General features: G+C 40.5%; 16 protein-coding genes. 12 read left to right on the top strand and 4 right to left on the bottom strand.

What is annotated here, in order from left to right; translation table 11 throughout:
• The first annotated feature begins 123 nt into the window (after nt 1-123).
• From MHH51_RS04420 to MHH51_RS04430, 3 genes are read left to right on the top strand one after another with little or no spacing between them, the layout of a single operon-like run.
• On the top strand, nt 124-1,140 hold the full coding sequence (locus MHH51_RS04420; RefSeq protein WP_339284696.1) for an iron ABC transporter permease: 1,017 nt from the start codon (nt 124-126) through the stop codon (nt 1,138-1,140).
• Nucleotides 1,137-2,159 carry an iron ABC transporter permease gene (locus tag MHH51_RS04425; protein WP_339284697.1) on the top strand — a complete coding sequence of 341 codons (1,023 nt, stop codon included), beginning with the start codon at nt 1,137-1,139 and terminating at the stop codon, nt 2,157-2,159. Before MHH51_RS04420 ends, MHH51_RS04425 begins: the two co-directional genes overlap by 4 nt.
• Before the next feature lie 24 nt (nt 2,160-2,183).
• Nucleotides 2,184-3,194, top strand: a complete 1,011-nt coding sequence (locus MHH51_RS04430; protein ID WP_339284699.1) for an NAD(P)/FAD-dependent oxidoreductase — start codon at nt 2,184-2,186, stop codon at nt 3,192-3,194.
• A 73-nt stretch (nt 3,195-3,267) separates the two neighbouring features.
• Here the strand turns inward: MHH51_RS04430 and MHH51_RS04435 are convergent, their stop codons facing one another.
• Entirely contained in the window at nt 3,268-3,714 is a 447-nt protein-coding gene (locus MHH51_RS04435) for a YaiI/YqxD family protein (protein WP_339284700.1), read from the bottom strand.
• 138 nt (nt 3,715-3,852) lie between these two features.
• Between MHH51_RS04435 and MHH51_RS04440 the strand changes: the two genes are divergently transcribed.
• The 5 genes from MHH51_RS04440 (at nt 3,853) to argF (ending at nt 7,806) form a co-directional block, all read left to right on the top strand.
• A complete protein-coding gene (locus MHH51_RS04440; protein ID WP_147210834.1) occupies nt 3,853-4,362 on the top strand; it encodes a GNAT family N-acetyltransferase in 510 nt (169 codons plus the stop codon).
• 14 nt (nt 4,363-4,376) lie between these two features.
• On the top strand, nt 4,377-4,649 hold the full coding sequence (locus MHH51_RS04445; RefSeq protein ID WP_147210835.1) for a DUF3219 family protein: 273 nt from the start codon (nt 4,377-4,379) through the stop codon (nt 4,647-4,649).
• Between the two features lie 31 nt (nt 4,650-4,680).
• Nucleotides 4,681-5,253, top strand: coding sequence for a GNAT family protein (locus MHH51_RS04450; protein ID WP_147210836.1), 573 nt, complete (start codon nt 4,681-4,683; stop codon nt 5,251-5,253).
• 16 nt (nt 5,254-5,269) lie between these two features.
• Nucleotides 5,270-6,454 (top strand): class I SAM-dependent rRNA methyltransferase, encoded by a 1,185-nt coding sequence (locus MHH51_RS04455; RefSeq protein WP_186813665.1) that lies wholly within the window; start codon nt 5,270-5,272, stop codon nt 6,452-6,454.
• Between the two features lie 392 nt (nt 6,455-6,846).
• On the top strand, nt 6,847-7,806 hold the full coding sequence (gene argF / locus MHH51_RS04460) for an ornithine carbamoyltransferase (RefSeq protein ID WP_147210838.1): 960 nt from the start codon (nt 6,847-6,849) through the stop codon (nt 7,804-7,806).
• Between the two features lie 66 nt (nt 7,807-7,872).
• Here argF and MHH51_RS04465 read toward each other — a convergent pair whose 3' ends face one another.
• Nucleotides 7,873-9,000, bottom strand: coding sequence for an amidohydrolase (locus MHH51_RS04465; RefSeq protein ID WP_147210839.1), 1,128 nt, complete (start codon nt 8,998-9,000; stop codon nt 7,873-7,875).
• 172 nt (nt 9,001-9,172) lie between these two features.
• Here MHH51_RS04465 and MHH51_RS04470 point away from each other — a divergent pair, with 172 nt between their 5' ends.
• The 4 genes from MHH51_RS04470 to MHH51_RS04485 all read left to right on the top strand — a co-directional run bounded on the left by MHH51_RS04470 (nt 9,173) and on the right by MHH51_RS04485 (nt 14,956).
• Nucleotides 9,173-10,963 (top strand): S9 family peptidase, encoded by a 1,791-nt coding sequence (locus MHH51_RS04470; protein WP_339284701.1) that lies wholly within the window; start codon nt 9,173-9,175, stop codon nt 10,961-10,963.
• A gap of 92 nt (nt 10,964-11,055) precedes the next feature.
• Nucleotides 11,056-12,648: a glutathione ABC transporter substrate-binding protein gene (locus MHH51_RS04475; RefSeq protein ID WP_339284702.1), complete on the top strand. Its 1,593-nt coding sequence runs from the start codon at nt 11,056-11,058 to the stop codon at nt 12,646-12,648.
• A 127-nt stretch (nt 12,649-12,775) separates the two neighbouring features.
• Nucleotides 12,776-14,371, top strand: coding sequence for a glutathione ABC transporter substrate-binding protein (locus MHH51_RS04480; RefSeq protein ID WP_147210842.1), 1,596 nt, complete (start codon nt 12,776-12,778; stop codon nt 14,369-14,371).
• Between the two features lie 177 nt (nt 14,372-14,548).
• A complete protein-coding gene (locus MHH51_RS04485; protein ID WP_339284704.1) occupies nt 14,549-14,956 on the top strand; it encodes a hypothetical protein in 408 nt (135 codons plus the stop codon).
• A 54-nt stretch (nt 14,957-15,010) separates the two neighbouring features.
• On the opposite strand, the gene thrB is transcribed toward MHH51_RS04485, so the two are convergent.
• Together thrB and thrC are read right to left on the bottom strand one after the other, a co-directional pair.
• Nucleotides 15,011-15,886, bottom strand: a complete 876-nt coding sequence (thrB, locus tag MHH51_RS04490) for a homoserine kinase (protein WP_147210844.1) — start codon at nt 15,884-15,886, stop codon at nt 15,011-15,013.
• Nucleotides 15,883-16,944, bottom strand: a complete 1,062-nt coding sequence (gene thrC, locus MHH51_RS04495; protein WP_339284706.1) for a threonine synthase — start codon at nt 16,942-16,944, stop codon at nt 15,883-15,885. The genes thrB and thrC overlap by 4 nt, the downstream gene beginning before the upstream one ends.

Below are 16,944 nucleotides of genomic sequence, written 5' to 3' on the forward strand. Positions count from 1 at the left end.
AATCAGTTTCAATTAGAAAGTCAATAAGTTATTTAAAAGCATGTTTTTATTGAATTTTAATTCTAAAAAACCAAATCATATTACAACCATATTTTATGATGAAATTATAGGAGTATACAAGAAATGAGATTGTTTTCACGTTCTTCTCAGTTGACGAAGGTATTAATTAATATCATAGGGATTTGCCTTGTTATTTTTTCAATTGGTGTGTCTATCTCTTATGGCGCAACAACGATTGATTTACATACTGTCTGGCAGGCTGTGTTCAAATTCAGTCAAGGAGAGCAGGCCCATCAGGTTATTTGGGAGCTGCGTATTCCGCGTGCCTTGGCAGCTGTGCTGGTAGGCGCGTTTTTAGCTATGTCTGGAGCTGTAATGCAGGGAATGACACGTAATCCGCTCGCATCTCCGTCTATTATGGGAGTAACAGATGGGGCTGCGTTTATGCTTGTGATTATCCTGGCCTTTTACCCGGCGGTTTCCAGTGTTGGCTTAATGTTTGCTTCTTTTCTTGGGGCGGGTATAGCTGTAACTCTGGTGTTTTTAGTGGGATCCTTTTCAAGCAGTGGATTGACACCTGTTAAGCTGGCACTGGCCGGAGTCGCAATAGGGACCTTACTGCGGTCAGTTTCCTCCATTCTTTCACTGCATTTTCAGTTGGAGAAGGATATCGGATTTTGGCTTGCTGGCGGATTAGATGGAGCAGGATGGAATGCGGTAATAATCCTTCTTATTGCTGGAGCAGCCGGGGTGATTTTAGCATTGTCGATTGCGAAGTCCATCACTGTTTTGAGCTTGGGAGACGATTTATCTACGGGATTGGGACAGAATAATACACTTATTAAGATTACCGGTATTGTAGTTGTATTAATATTAACCGGTGCAGCAGTTTCTGTTGCAGGTTCTGTCGGTTTTGTCGGTTTGATTATTCCACATATTACGCGTTTTATTATTGGAACAGATTACCGCTGGATTATTCCTACCTCAGCAGTGTTAGGTGCTTTATTACTTGTGAATGCGGACCTTATTGCACGAATGATTAACGCCCCGTTCGAAACACCGGTAGGAGCAATAACCTCCATTATCGGTGTGCCATTCTTCCTCTATTTGGCCAGAGGCAGCGGGGGTGACAAAAAATGAATATATTAGAAAAACAAAAACGGCTCCGGTTTTGGACGATTATCAGTATATTAGTTATCGGGATTATTGTTTTTTCCTTTCTTAGTTTAAATCTGGGGGCGATTACCATCTTGCCGAAAGAAGTGGTTCAAACACTGATGGGACAGGGATCAGACAGACAGGAGCTTGTGTTATTTAAATTCCGGATGCCGGGAATTATTTTGGCATTATTAATTGGAGCAGGCTTGGCAGTTTCAGGAACGATTATGCAGGGTATCACACAAAACGGACTTGCTGACCCGGGAATATTAGGAATTAATTCAGGAGCAGGCTTTGCGATTGTTTTATTTCTTTATTTCTTTCAAGGAGTCATCCCGGCAACCAGCGCACTAAGTACCTACATGCTTCCGTTTATTGCTTTAATTGGGGCCTTTACGGCAGCAATTTTAATTTACGCCATTGCCTGGAAAAAAGGGGTATCACCGATTCGTCTTGTTTTAGTGGGGATCGGAGTAAATGCGGCGTTTGGTGCCCTGCTGACAATTTTACAGCTGCGCATGGATCCACAAAATTATCGTCAGGTAACGATTTGGCTGTCTGGAGAGATTTGGAGTGCGAACTGGAATTTTGTATTTGCTTTATTGCCGTGGATGCTGATACTTATTCCAATTGCAATAAATAAAGCGAGAAACTTAAATGTCTTTCACTTAGGAGATGATGTTGCGTCTGGTCTTGGTACACATGTTGAAAGAGAGCGGGGAATCCTGCTTCTAATTGCTGTAGCATTAGCGGGAGCATCAGTTGCAGCTGGCGGAGCGATTGCCTTTTTAGGACTTGTTGTTCCGCATATTGTCCGCAAACTGGTCGGACCGCTGCATCATTATGTGATTCCGATTTCTGCCTTGCTGGGAGCATTTATTTTAATGGCAGCTGATATGATTGGAAGTAATATTTTAGCGCCGACAACGATACCTGTTGGTATTGTTGTATCGATTGTCAGTACACCTTATTTTGTTTATCTGCTGATGAAAACAAACTAAAAAAGGGAAGGGACTCAGGTAATTATGAACGAAGAAATATATGACGTAACGATAATTGGCGGTGGACCTGCAGGGTTATTTGCTGCCTTCTATAGTGGGATGCGTGAAATGAAGACAAAAATTATTGAATATCTACCCTATCTCGGCGGGAAGGTACCTTATTTTTACCCGGAAAAAGTAATTCGTGACATTGGTGGTATTGCCCATGCTACCGGAGAAGAAGTAACCGAGCAGCTGGTGGAGCAGGCTATGACCTTCGAGCCGGCGGTTATTCTGGGAGAACAGGTTGTTGATATGCATCGCATGGATGATGGGAACTTTGAACTTGTAAGCAGCAACGGAAATATCCATTATTCTAAAACAATTATGCTGGCAACTGGATTTGGAACATTGCATTCTGTGAAATTAGATCATCCAGAAGCGGTTTATTACGAAGAGAAAAGCTTGCATTATACGGTACGGAAGCTGGCGGATTATCATGATATGCATGTGCTTATTTCCGGCGGCGGCAACAGCGCTGTTGATTGGGCGCTGGAGCTTGAGAACATTGCAAAAAGTGTAACGCTTATCCATCGCCGTAATGAGTTCAAAGGATTGGAAAGCAGCGTGACGAAGCTGAAAAATTCACGTGTAAATGTAATGACGCCGTATGAATTAAAGGGATTGCATGGAACAGAGGGGCAGATTGAAAAGGTAATATTGGGACATTTAGAGGATGAAACGGATGAGAAAGAGATCCAGATTGACCGGCTAGTAGTCAATCATGGCTTTCAAATTAATCTGGAGCCGATTACTACATGGGGATTGGAAATGAAAGACGGTATGATTGCTGTAGATTCCGGTATGCAGACTTCTGTGGAGGGCGTATTTGCAATTGGTGATATTGCGTATTATCCGGATAAGCTTGGATTAATTGCCGGAGCTTTTAATGAAGGACCAATCGCAGTTAACCACGCGAAAAAAATCGCTGATCCAGGAGATCCTGTAAAGCATTTATTCTCCACAAATTTTGCGGCCTTTGAGGAAGATGAATAAAATAATCTTAAAAAGCACTCTAACGTTTTCAACCTGATAAAGAAAGGCTATAGAAAACAGTAAGAGTGCTTTTTTAATTTTTACCTGATAAATAGTTGCGGAAAAGCTCCGAAAACTTTTGCCGATCTTCTTCCGTTAATGCTTTAGGACCCTTTGAATGCTTTCCACTTCGCCGCTCCTTGGCGCTCAGGTAGCGGGATTGCAGAAGCTGGTCAATATTACCATTGGTATAGGCAAATCCTTTGTGATGAAGTACATAACAGCCCTTTGCAAGTGCGAGAGAAGCAAGTCCATAATCCTGAGTGACCACAATATCCTCTTTTTTGGCGAGCTTCATAATCCGGTAATCTGCCGCGTCCGCACCTGTGTCCACATAAATCGTTTCCACCCAATCAGGATATTCCTTTAAAGAAAAATGTGAGATACTGGTTACCAGAACTACAGGAATAGATTTCTTCCCTGCTTCCTCTATAATAATGTCTTTGACCGGACAGGCATCGGCATCTACATAAACTTTCATCGGTTCACTTCCTTTCCTTCACAGGTTTTCTCTATATTGTAGCAAATAATTAAGGAACTTGTCTTATTCACTAGAATTTCATATGAAAAACATGTAAGATATTAATCATTATCTATCGTGAAAAAGGAGCTTTAATGCATGGAAATTGTCATTGATCAGATGAAAGCGGAAGATTGGAAGCAGGTTTTGGAAATATATCATTATGGAATGGAAACTCGTAATGCGACCTTTGAAATGGATGAGCCTGATTGGAAATCATGGGAAGACTGGAATCAGGATCATTTACAAGCATGCCGGCTGGTTGTCCGCGAGGGAGAACGTATCCTTGGCTGGGCATCATTATTACCTATATCTGCCAGAGAGGCATATCAGGGAGTTGCAGAGGTAAGCATTTACCTGCATAAAGACAGTGTAGGGAAAGGCATTGGCACAAAGCTTATGCAGGCATTGATTGAGGCAAGTGAAGCAGCTGGGATATGGATGCTGCAATCGGAAATCTTCCCTGAAAACACAGGCAGTCTGAAGCTGCATGAAAAGATGGGCTTCCGCAAGGTCGGATACCGTGAGAAAATTGGACAGATGGAAGACGGCAGATGGCGGGATGTTGTGCTTGTGGAACGCCGCAGCCCACACGTAGGACTAGATTAAGGAGGAGATTATACATGGAAATCAAGATAAACGGACAAATATTTGAAGGAAAACAGGTTGAGCTGGATGAAATAGCTGGTAAGAAACAGATTGCATTTTCATTTGATGTAACCAGTGAAACCTATCATGACGTAACGACATTGCTGTATAAAAATGATTTTCAGGTTAACATTCCTGAAAAATCTTTGTCCTTCCCGGCAGTTATCCAAGAATATTCAACTTCAACGACAAATTTATATGAAAAAGGCAATACAAGTGAATTTTATCTGAAGGTGCGCGAAAAATAAATTCTTAGGTATAGAGAGGGAGTACGATACAATGGAGCCTATACTGTTAACATTTCCAGATCAATTTGAAACCGAAAGGCTGGTCATCCGGGCGCCGAAGCCGGAAGATTGGCAGCCGCTTTATAAGGCGATGCAGGACTCTATCAATGAGTTAAAGCCCTGGCTCCCATTTGCACGGCAGGAGCAGACGGAATCAGATGTAAAAAAGACAACAAAAGAGGCTTATTTGAACTTTTTAGCACGTGAGGATTTACGATTTCATGCTTTTGATAAAGAGAGCGGAGAATTTATTATTTCCAGCGGATTACATCGTATTAATTGGGAAGTACGAAAATTTGAAATTGGTTATTGGATTGATACAAAGCATAGTGGAAAAGGCTATGTTACAGAATTGGTAAAAGGACTGACTGCCTTTGCATTCCGGGAGCTGGATGCAAATCGTGTGGAAATCCGGTGTGATACGAAAAACGGGAAAAGTAAAGCAGTTGCTGAAAGAGCCGGGTATGAGCTGGAAGGGATTTTAAGAAATGATGATAGAGAAGACAATGGGGAACTCAGAGATACCTGTGTTTTTGCAGTGATTGAAGATCCTGAAACAAATTAGGAATAAGGGTGAAATGATGAAGCGAGTAACGGTAAAGCAATCCTATGTAAAAAATATCAAACAGCAAAACCCATTAATTTTGGAAGAAGCTATTGATGAGCCCCATAAGCTTAGCGAAGGAGAGATCATTGCACTGCATACATCCCAGGGCGAATTTTTAGGACAGGCATATGCAGGCCGCCAAAATAAAGGTATGGGCTGGGTATTAACTTTTAAACAGGAAGAAACCATTGATCAAAGTTTCTTTAAACGGAAGCTGCTCAGTGCTATGAATAAACGACGTTCTTATTATCAAGCCGAAGAAACAACAGCCTTTCGCATGTTCAATGGAGAAGGTGATGGTATTGGCGGATTAATTATTGACTATTTCGATGGCTATTACGTTATTCAGTGGTACAGTGAAGGAATCTATGCGTTTAAAGACTGGATTATACAAGTTTTTGACGAGCTGGATGACTATCAGGGGATTTACGAGAAGAAACGTTTTGATACAAAAGGACAGTATGTAGAAGATGATGATTTTGTAAAAGGAACAAGGGGCGAATTTCCACTGATGGTGAAAGAAAATGGAATGAACTATGCTGTTTACCTGAATGATGGGGCAATGGTCGGCATTTTCTTAGATCAGCGTGACGTCCGAAAAGCATTGCGTGACAGATATGCCAAGGGTAAGCATGTGTTGAATACCTTTTCCTATACCGGGGCTTTCTCTGTGGCAGCTGCATTAGGCGGTGCTGTGAAAACCACCAGTGTTGATTTAGCAAAAAGAAGTAAAAGTAAGACGGTTGAGCAGTTTAGTGTAAATGGCATTGATTTTGAGCAGCAGGATATTATTGTGATGGATGTATTTGATTATTTTAAATATGCCAAACGGAAGAATCTGCAATATGATGTTGTTGTTCTTGATCCGCCAAGCTTTGCGCGCTCTAAGAAAAGAACATTTCGGACAGCGAAGGATTACCCGGAGCTGATAGAGAATTCTATTGATCTGCTGGAAAAAAACGGAGTGATTATTGCTTCCACCAACACAGCCTCCTTCGGGATGAAGAAGTTCAAAGATATGATTCATCGAGGATTTCAGGCGAAACAAAAGAAATATACGATTTTGGAAGAGTTCTCATTGCCAGGTGATTTTGCAGTAGATAAGCATTTTAAGCAGGGGAATTATTTGAAGGTAGCAGTTATTCAAGTAAAAGGATAAGTTTTACTGAGGCATTTTTACAACACTACGAGGCTTGTTGTAAAAATGCTTTTTTTGTTGTCTAGGAAATTATAGAATTATTGCCTTGTGGATAACTATTTATAGAAAAGCAGCCGTATCCAGCTCCGAGCGCCAAACTTTAGAGATTTCACGTCGTGCCCTACAATAAGTCAACATCGGTTCGTTACCTCACCGTGTTTCCTTTATCTCAGTTGCGCCGCTACAATCTCTACGTTTTTAAGCAGGCGCTCTGCGCTTTTGTTCTTGAGGAAGAATGTATACGCTCACCAACAAATTCAATAAAAAGATAATAAAAATCTAAAAACCTATTGAATAAATATTCTTTTTATTGCATAATAATGCATAACAACATTTTGAAGAGGTGTACGTGAATGACAGCAAATCAAATCCAATTTCAGCAACAGGAGTTAAAAGGCAGAGACTTTCTAACACTTGCCGATTATACAAAAGATGAAATTGATTATTTAATCGAATTGGCAGACTATCAAAAGAAACAGCGTAAAGATGGTGTTATTTTTGAACCATTGAAGGGCAAAACACTAGGCATGATTTTTGAAAAAGCTTCGACAAGAACCCGTGTCTCCTTTGAAACAGGTATTTATCAGCTTGGCGGATTGGGAATTTTCTTAAGCTCCAAGGATATTCAAATCGGCAGAGGAGAGACAATCGCAGATACAGCACAGGTGCTGTCCGGCTATTTGGATGGAATCATGATTCGCACCTATAATCATTCTGATGTGGAGGAACTGGCAAAGTATGCAAGTATTCCTGTAATCAATGGACTGACTGATCTGTATCATCCTTGTCAGGTATTAGCAGATTTGCAGACAATCAAAGAGGTTAAAGGTGTGCTGCAGGGGCAAAAGATTGTTTATATTGGTGACGGAAATAATATGGCGCATTCTTTAATGATTGGCGCTGCAAAAATGGGTATGCATATTGTTACAGTAACACCGGATAATTATAAGCCAGAGGAGCAGGTTACGGAAAGAGCGAAACAATTCGCCGGAGAGCACGGTGCAACCATTGAATGGAGTAACGACCCGGCTGCAGCTGTTAAAGATGCTGATGTTATTTATACAGATGTATGGGCTAGCATGGGACAAGAGGCAGAACAGACACAGCGCGTGCAGGAATTTCAGCAGTATCAGGTAAATGAAGAGCTGCTTGCTGAAGCTAAACTAGATGTAACATTTATGCATTGTCTTCCAGCACATCGCGGGGAAGAGGTTTCAGCAGGAGTTATTGATGGGAAACACTCTGTTGTCTTTCAGCAATCTGAAAATCGTCTGCATGCTCAAAAGGCTTTGATGACAGCGTTAATGGGGTAAATAGGAGAAAAGAAAGAAGCAGAGAGTCGCAACATAAATTCTCCTGCTTCTTTTTGCTGTTTTGATTTAGTCTGTTATTTCTTCACCATTGATAAATACATGGCTCAAGCTAGATTGCGGATGAAACGGATTTCCTTCCCAAAGCAGAAAATCAGCGTCTTTTCCGATTTCAAGTGTTCCTACACGATCCTCGACCCCAAGGTGTTTGGCTGAGTTAGATGTAACTGCTTTTAAAGCCTGCTGTTCAGTCAGTCCATTTTTGATAGCGTGGATTGCACTGGTCAGCAGGTATTCGATTCCGACAACAGGATGATCTGTTGTAATAGAGCAGGATATACCGGCATCCATTAATGTTTTAATTGTACTCCAGCTTTTATCCTTCAGCTCTACTTTAGAGCGGGAAGACATTGTTGGACCAACGGAAACCATAACATCATGCTTTGCAATATAATCAGCGATAAAATGGCCTTCTGTACAGTGTTCAATCGTTATATCAATATCAAATTCTCTTTTTAAGCGGAGTACAGTGATAATATCATCTGCACGGTGAGCGTGAACACGTAAAGGTATTTCTTTATTTATCACTTTTGCTAATTGCTCTAAACCAAGATCGCATTTCGGATTCTCATTTTCCGCGTATGCTTTTGCTTCCAGCAGTTTTTTCCTTAATACTGCTGCAACTCCCATCCGGGTAGTCGGCATTTTTCCTTTCGAACCGTGAAATCTCTTAGGGTTTTCACCAGTTGCAGCCTTCATTCCTGATGTCTGACGAATTATCATCTCATCAACAATATGACCGGTTGTTTTTAAAACAGACATTTCTCCGCCAATCACATTGGCACTTCCCGGCATTACCTGAACAGTTGTAATTCCAGATTTTCTGGCTGTTTTCAGACCTTCTTCACGAGGGTTGATACCGTCTATTGCTCTTACTTCAGGTGTAACGGGGTCAGAGGTTTCATTAAAATCAGCGCCCTCCTGCCCGACTCCTTCCTCAGATACTCCCAAATGCGTGTGCACATCAATAAACCCCGGAGTAACAATGTAATTTTTCCCGTCAATTTTACGGTAAGCATCTGACGCATCTAATTCCTCAGAGATTTTTTCAATTTTTCCATCGCGGATAAAAAGGTTAGTATTCTCGAGTATTTCTTCCTTGCCATTCCAAATTGTTGCTCCTGTAATTACAAACATATGTACTCTCCTTTGACAAAATAATATTGATTTCTACAAATCTTTAATCTATAATCAACTTATTATAAGTCTATTAATTAAATTCAGATAATAGCCAAATTTAAGTAGACTTGTAATAGTTTTACTTTATCGTATAGTAAAATGATTAAATATTCAACATTGGAGGGATTACATGCAAGAGAAAGACGAGACAGCTCTGCTGGAATATTTGACTGCTAAGGGAGCATACAATCCCCAAAAAATTGGCGGGTCGGATGAATTTACTTTCCTGGCTAACCTTACAGGCAGACCTCAGGCCTGGACGCTGAATAAACAAAATGAAGTAGAAGCTTTTACAACGATGTCCGATCGTGTCCTGGAGGTATATCATTCTCCATCGGGGAAGAAATCTATTATCGCTTCTGATTTTGAGGGGAATGAGAAACAGCAGTTTTATATAACAAGGGATAGAGGACAAACGGTAGAAGATTTAGTGATTTCCAAAGATCATTTCCATGAATTTGGCGGATGGTCGCCTGATGAAAAGAAGATCGCCTTTGCAAGTAATCGCAGACATCCGGGTTATTTTGATATTTTTGTTTGTGATGTGGAAACAGGAGAAGAACAAACTGTATATGAAACGGATACGAATTGTACGGCGCTATGCTGGACGAAAAATGGAAATGGTCTCATTATCAGTGTGAAAGTCTCAAATATTGATAACCAATTACATATTTTAGACATAGAGTCAGGAGAGACAACACTAATTGGTAATGCAGACATACCTGCACGATATCATTCTGTCCAGCTTAAAAAGGATGGAACTGCAGGATATTTAGTTACAGACGAAGGTAGAAATACATTAGCCATAGCTTCTTTTTCACTTAATTCACCGCAGCAGATTGATTATCTTTTTAAGGATGATCAATGGGATATTGAAGAAATAAAACTTTCCCCGGATGAAACAAAGCTTGCTTACTCTTTGAACAAAGGAGGAAGTTCCCGATTAGCCGCTTATTATCTGGAAGATAACTCCGTGAAAATAATAGAGAGTATTCCATCAGGTGTTTATCAATCTCTCGGCTGGCTAAATGAGGATGCATTATTGACAGGCGTAACGAGTGCTGTCATTCCGGGTGACATATGGAAGGTCGAAATTACTGCAGATCAATCAACCCGGTTAACACATGTGACACCGGATTCAGAGATTGCCAAGCAATGGGTGGAACCAGAGCTCCATCAATTTACATCCTTTGACGGATTGGAAGTTCCTTATTTTCTATATGGCAAGAAGCATGCAAATCAGCCGGTGATGATTCATGTTCATGGCGGACCGGAAAGTCAAATAAGGAATGAATACAATCCGGTTATTCAATTTCTGGCTGCACAAGGCTATGCAGTTGCTACTCCAAATGTACGCGGCAGTATGGGATACGGTAGAGAATATGTACAATTAGATGATGTCCGTAAGCGTATGGATTCTGTTGCTGATTTGAATTACCTTGTTAAAGACCTGATAGAAAATCATCAGGCAGATAAAGACCATGTAGGGATTATGGGAAGAAGCTATGGAGGATTTATGGTGCTGGCAGCAATTACACACTATCCAAAGCTTTGGGCTGCCGCTGTTGATATTGTAGGTATCAGCCATTTCCGTACATTTTTGGAAAATACGGGTCCTTGGAGGAGAAGGCTGCGTGAACAAGAGTATGGTTCATTGGAAAATGATGTGGACTTCTTTGAAGAAATTGCACCATTAAATCATACAGATAAGATAGAAGTGCCGCTTCTTATTTTCCATGGAAGAAACGATACGCGTGTACCAGTATCTGAAGCAGAACAGCTGACAAGTGACTTAGAAAAACAAAATAAGGATGTTGAACTGATTATATTTGATGATGAAGGACATCAGACAGAAAAATTGGAAAATCACATTCTGATGAATACAAAAATTGTTGAGTTTATGAATCAGTATTTAAAATAATACATCGGGAAATTTTGTTAAAATGCTCATTCCGTGAGAGAAAAATCAGGAGTCTTACGGAATGAAGATTTAACATAACAGGAGGAGACAGCATGAAAAAGTTTTACTTAGCATTTTTTATGAGCATTATCATGGCAGCTTTAGTGTTGGCTGGTTGTGCAAGTGAACCAGATGAGTCAGGAGGAAACTCGGGAGATGGTGGACAAGCCCAGGAAGGTGGAGATTTGGTAATTGCCACAATTTCAGATGCAGTTTCTTTAGATCCGGGCGCAGTAAATGATGTACCTTCGTTTGACGTACAGTATAACATTTTTGAAAAGCTGGTAAAGCATGATGAAGACATGAATTTAATTCCGAGTCTGGCAACAGAGTGGAATCAGGTTGATGATACAACTTGGGAATTCAAGCTGCAGGAAGGTGTAACCTTCCATGATGGCGAGCCCTTTAATGCAGAAGCAGTAAAAGTAAATATTGAGAGAATGATGGATCCTGATGTAGGATATCCAACTGCTAACATGGTTGAAATGGTTGAAGATGTTGAGGTGGTTGATGACTATACAGTTCATATTAAAACAGAGTACCCATTCCCAGGTCTTCCGGCTAATTTAGGGCATCCTATGGGAGCTATAATTTCGCCGAAACAGATTGAAGAAGACTATGCGGCAATGGAGGATGGAGAAAATCCTGGATCTGTTATTAATGCACATCCAATTGGTACAGGTTATTTTACATTTGACGAGTGGGCATCTGGTCAATATATTCGCCTTGTAAAAAATGAAGACTATTGGGATGGAGCAGCAAAACTTGATTCTGTAACGTTTAAAGTGGTTCCTGAAGATTTAACAAGATTGGCAGAATTACAGACGGGAGATTCGCATGTTTCTAACCCGTTAAGCTCTTCAGACATCGGTCAGGTCGAACAATCTGAAGATTTGGAAATGTACCAGCAAAGCAGTGTGTCTCTAGACTATATCGGATTTAATACACAAAAAGAACCATTTGATGATAAACGTGTCCGTCAGGCAATATCGATGGCATTAGATAAAGGACAAATTCTTGATGGTGTTGTAAATGGATATGCGTTAGAGGCGGAAGGACCGCTTTCTCCTGGTGTATTTGGTTATGATGAAAGTATAAAAGGATTAGAATATGATGTTGATGCTGCAAAAGAGCTTTTAGCAGAAGCGGGATATCCTGATGGGTTCTCAACAACGCTTTGGACGAATGAAACGCGGGAGCGCGCAGATATTGCTACGAATGCTCAAGCGCAGTTAAAAGAAATCGGGATTGATGTCAGTATTGAAATGATGGAGTGGGGCGCGTATCTTGAACAGATTGGTAACGGCGATCACGATATGTTTATTTTGGGCTGGTCAAACAGTACAGCAGATGCTGATCTTGGTTTAGCACCGTTATTCCATTCGGATAATCTGGGACCTCCCGGCAACCGCACATTCTTACAAAATGACGACTTAGATGAACTATTGGATGCAGGACGCCAGGAAGTAGATGAAGAGAAGCGATTAGAAATCTATAAAGAAGCACAGGAATTACTAATTGATGAAGCACCTATGGTCTACATTATGCATAAGGATTACCTTCTTGCTGAAAGAACAGAGGTTCAAAACTTAAAAATGCTGCCTACAAAAATGCTATTGTTAAAAGATGTGTATTTAGAGCAATAAAGTATATTGAAGGCAACAGAAAATATTTGATTTTAAAATAAGAGCAGCTGCTGATTTATAGCAGCAGCTCTATCTTTTTTAGGTAAGATTTGAGCAAGAGAATTTATATTATAGAGAGGATGAGTATATGAAGAGAAAAAATAATTTGTGGAGCATGCTTATTATTGCACTAAGTATGCTGGTATTAGCTGCCTGTGCCAGTGAACCGGATGAGTCAGAAGGAAATACATCTGGCGATGGCGGAGAGCAGTCAGGAGGAGACCTTGTTATTGCTACAGTTTCTGATGCTGTTTCCTTAGATCCTGCCGGAGCAAATGATGTACCGTCGTTTGATGTGCAATATAATATTTTTGAAAAATTAGTTAAATATGATCAAGAGATGAATTTGCAGCCAAGTTTGGCAACAGAATGGGACACTGTTGATGACACGACGTGGGAGTTCAAGCTTCAGGAAGGTGTCACCTTCCATGATGGAGAGCCTTTCAATGCAGAAGCAGTGAAGGCAAATCTGGAGCGTTCCTTAGACCCTGAGGTTGGAGCTCCAGCTTCTTATTTAATTGAAATGATTGAAGAGATTGAACCGGTGGATGATTATACGGTGCAAATTAAAACTGAATATCCAATTCTTGGTTTACCAGCCCATTTGGCGCACTCCATAGGGGCAATGATCTCACCAAAGCAAATTGAGGAAGATTATGCTGCAATGGAGGATGGTGAGAGTCCAGGATCTGTTATTAATGCAAATCCGATAGGAACAGGTTATTTTAAATTTGATGAATGGCAGACGGGTCAATATATCCGAATAATAAAAAATGAAGACTATTGGGATGGAGAAGCTAAGTTAGATTCGGTGACCTTTAAGGTTGTACCGGAGGATCTGACAAGAATTGCTGAATTACATGCTGGAGAATCACATATTTCAAATCCGCTCAGCTCTTCAGATATTGATCAGATTGAGCAGGAAGAAAATTTAGAGGTATACCAGCAAAGCAGTGTTTCGTTAGACTTTTTAGGATTTAATATGAATAAGGAACCATTTAGTGATAAAAGAGTCCGGCAGGCTATTTCTATGGCTGTAGATAAAGGACAGATTATTGATGGTGTTGCAAATGGCTATGCCCAGGAAGCTGCAGGGCCATTAGCACCGGATGTTGTTGGCTCGGCAGAGGGATTAACAGGGCTGGAATATGATGTTGATGCCGCTAAAGAACTTCTGGAAGAATCTGGGTATCCGGATGGATTTTCAACAACGCTTTGGACCAATGAAACTCGTGAGCGTACTGATATTGCTACTAATATTCAAGCACAGTTAAAAGAAATCGGAATAGAAGTAAGCATTGAAATGTTTGAATGGGGTTCTTATCAGGAAAAAATTAATAACGGGGAGCATGAGATGTTTCTTATGGGCTGGTCAACAGGTACAGGAGATGCTGATGCAGGCTTAAGACCGCTGTTCCATTCAGATAATCATGGCTCTGCCGGCAACCGTTTCTTTATAGAAAATGAAGAACTAGATGAATTATTAGTTGCAGGACTTCAGGAGCTGGATGAGGAAGAACGGTTTAATATCTATGAGGAAGCGCAGGAATTACTTGTTGAGGAAGCGCCAATGCTTTATATAATGCATAAGGATTATTTAATGGCTGTGAATAATTCAGTGAAGAATTTAGAAATGCTTCCTACAAAATACTTGCTGTTAAAAGATGTCTATATAGAACAATAAAAAATTATGCAGAGACAGATGGGAAGCTTGTTTTATCTGTCTCTTTTTTATTTATCATTACATTGAAACCTTGACGTTTTGAATTTTCTCCTGTAGAATCACCTATGTTTATGGAATAAAGGTAATAGCAATATTTGTTATAATTCAGTATGTCGTGATGGAAAGGCAGGTAGGAAAATGAAAAACATTTTAAAAATAGCAGGGCTTCTGATTATTTTACTAATTATCAGTGCTTGTCAATCAGAAACAAATGATGTAGCAACAGAAGAACATCCTTCTAATAGATCTACGGAAGAAGTGCCTGAAGAGTCGCAGGATACTTCAGAGGAAGAGGAAAACAACGATTCAGATCTGGTGGCGGATGAAGATACCTATGAATATGAAGAACAGGAGGTTATCGAGCAGCAGATAGAGGAAGGCGATTATGATGTGCTTGTTGAAACAGACAACAAGGGAACCCGCGTGATGTTTTATGAAATTGATGGGGAAAAATATTATAAAACCATCTTTGTTAAAAATGATAACCGCTTGAAAATCATAGATATTCGAAATAATAATGGTCAAATCTATAATGAAATTATTTAAAAAATGTGCAAGAGTCTCCCATAAACTCTTGCACATTTTTGTCTTTTATATATCCTAGGAAATAGAAACTCCTTTTGTATCAATCTCTAAAAGCTTTACTTGATAACCCTCAAGCTGCTTTGTCATCTCATTCTTAACTTTTTCCCCATTTCCTTTCGGTAGAAAAGAAAGCATCGTTGGGCCCGCACCGCTTAGGGCTGTGCCATATGCTCCGGCTTCTTTTGCTTTTTTACGGATAATATTAAAATTGGGGATAAGTGATTTACGGAAAGGCTCGTGAAATAAATCATTCTCAAGCATCTTTCCAAACAAAGCATAGTCTTTGGAGTAGAGTGCAGCTACAACCAGATTGCTCATCGCACTGGCTCTTGCTGCGTAATTTCGTTCATATGTATCTGGCAGACAATCTCTGGCAATCTCGGTTTTCAGTTCGATTTCAGGGATATATGCAATTAAATCTAACTCGATGTCATTTAATCGGACAGATGGAATATCATCCTCAAGCATTGTGGAAATTGTTAATCCTCCAAATAAAGCAGGTGCAATATTATCTGGATGCCCTTCTATTTCCGTTCCAAACGCCAGTTTCTGTACATCTGTTAATTGCAAATTGCCAATCTGATTAGCGAGCTCAATTCCTGCGACGATTGCGGAGGCACTGCTTCCGAGTCCCCTGGCCAGTGGAATTTCACTAGTTTCCTGCACTTTACAAGGAGGTAAGCTTACCCCGTATCGTTCAGCCACCTGTTCCGTAATATTCCAGATAAAATGATTTTCCTCTGACTCCTCAGAACCATGTGCAAAAAATGCATGATGATCTGCACTCTCTACGTCTAAATGAATATACAAGCCTAATGCAAGGCCCATGGAATCGAAACCAGGGCCAAGATTAGCACTGCTTGCAGGTACAGAAATGCGGAACGGCATCATGATGTAATCATCTTCTCTAAATATTCAAGAATAGCATCTTCATCATTTGAAAGTGTGACAGGATCAATGGTTAATTGATCAATAGCAGTTTGCGGATCTTTTAATCCATTACCGGTTAACACGGCAACAACTTTGCTGCCTTCAGCGATTTTACCTGCTTTCACCTGCTGGATAACACCTGCAATAGAAGCAGCTGAGCCCGGCTCTGCAAAAACACCTTCTTTGCGTGGTAGGAGTTTGAAAGCAGAAATAATCTCGTCATCTGTGACAGAGCCAATCATTCCACCTGATTCTTCTCTGGCCTGGACAGCTAAATCCCAACTGGCAGGATTTCCGATTCGAATCGCCGTTGCTACTGTTTCCGGCTCTTCAACAACTTTATTTCTGACAATTGCTGCTGCACCTTCTGCTTCAAAACCAAACATTTTTGGAAGAGCTGTTCCTTTTGATGCATTGTATTCTTTAAAGCCTTTCCAGTAGGCACTGATGTTTCCCGCATTGCCAACAGGAATTGCCAGAATATCAGGAGCTTCTCCTAACTGATCACAAACCTCAAATGCTGCTGTTTTTTGACCTTCCAAACGATATGGGTTTACAGAGTTTACTAGAGTAATTGGTGATTTCTCACTGATTTTACGAACGAGCTGGAGCGCCTGATCAAAGTTACCTTCAATCTCAACGATTTCAGCTCCGTACATAACAGCCTGAGCAAGCTTCCCTAGTGCGACTTTTCCTTTTGGAATAACAATAATTGCTCGGATTCCAGCCCGGGCGGCATATGCTGCAGCTGCAGCAGAGGTATTTCCGGTGGACGCACAAATAACAGATCCTGATCCTTCTTCTATTGCTTTGGCAACAGCCATTACCATTCCACGATCTTTAAATGACCCGGTCGGGTTTAAGCCTTCAAACTTCCCATATAATTCAATTCCCAGTTCCTTTGATAGATTTGGAAAATGAAAAAGAGGAGTATTTCCTTCTAATAATGATAAAGCGGGTGTTTTATCTGTAACAGGAAGTAAGTCACGATATTCTTCAATTAACCCTTTCCAAGCCAT

This window comes from Oceanobacillus sp. FSL K6-3682 (genome assembly GCF_037976165.1).
Classification (GTDB): domain Bacteria; phylum Bacillota; class Bacilli; order Bacillales; family Amphibacillaceae; genus Oceanobacillus; species Oceanobacillus sojae.

Excerpts from the sequence above, each read along its gene's own strand:
- thrB (WP_147210844.1), bottom strand. The coding sequence starts at position 15,886 with ATGATGCCGTTCCGCATTTCTGTACCTGCAAGCAGTGCTAATCTTGGC.
- thrC (WP_339284706.1), bottom strand. The coding sequence starts at position 16,944 with ATGGCTTGGAAAGGGTTAATTGAAGAATATCGTGACTTACTTCCTGTT.
- MHH51_RS04480 (WP_147210842.1), top strand. The coding sequence starts at position 12,776 with ATGAAGAGAAAAAATAATTTGTGGAGCATGCTTATTATTGCACTAAGT.
- MHH51_RS04435 (WP_339284700.1), bottom strand. The coding sequence starts at position 3,714 with ATGAAAGTTTATGTAGATGCCGATGCCTGTCCGGTCAAAGACATTATT.
- MHH51_RS04470 (WP_339284701.1), top strand. The coding sequence starts at position 9,173 with ATGCAAGAGAAAGACGAGACAGCTCTGCTGGAATATTTGACTGCTAAG.
- MHH51_RS04425 (WP_339284697.1), top strand. The coding sequence starts at position 1,137 with ATGAATATATTAGAAAAACAAAAACGGCTCCGGTTTTGGACGATTATC.
- MHH51_RS04430 (WP_339284699.1), top strand. The coding sequence starts at position 2,184 with ATGAACGAAGAAATATATGACGTAACGATAATTGGCGGTGGACCTGCA.
- argF (WP_147210838.1), top strand. The coding sequence starts at position 6,847 with ATGACAGCAAATCAAATCCAATTTCAGCAACAGGAGTTAAAAGGCAGA.
- MHH51_RS04440 (WP_147210834.1), top strand. The coding sequence starts at position 3,853 with ATGGAAATTGTCATTGATCAGATGAAAGCGGAAGATTGGAAGCAGGTT.
- MHH51_RS04445 (WP_147210835.1), top strand. The coding sequence starts at position 4,377 with ATGGAAATCAAGATAAACGGACAAATATTTGAAGGAAAACAGGTTGAG.
- MHH51_RS04420 (WP_339284696.1), top strand. The coding sequence starts at position 124 with ATGAGATTGTTTTCACGTTCTTCTCAGTTGACGAAGGTATTAATTAAT.
- MHH51_RS04475 (WP_339284702.1), top strand. The coding sequence starts at position 11,056 with ATGAAAAAGTTTTACTTAGCATTTTTTATGAGCATTATCATGGCAGCT.
- MHH51_RS04465 (WP_147210839.1), bottom strand. The coding sequence starts at position 9,000 with ATGTTTGTAATTACAGGAGCAACAATTTGGAATGGCAAGGAAGAAATA.
- MHH51_RS04485 (WP_339284704.1), top strand. The coding sequence starts at position 14,549 with ATGAAAAACATTTTAAAAATAGCAGGGCTTCTGATTATTTTACTAATT.
- MHH51_RS04455 (WP_186813665.1), top strand. The coding sequence starts at position 5,270 with ATGAAGCGAGTAACGGTAAAGCAATCCTATGTAAAAAATATCAAACAG.
- MHH51_RS04450 (WP_147210836.1), top strand. The coding sequence starts at position 4,681 with ATGGAGCCTATACTGTTAACATTTCCAGATCAATTTGAAACCGAAAGG.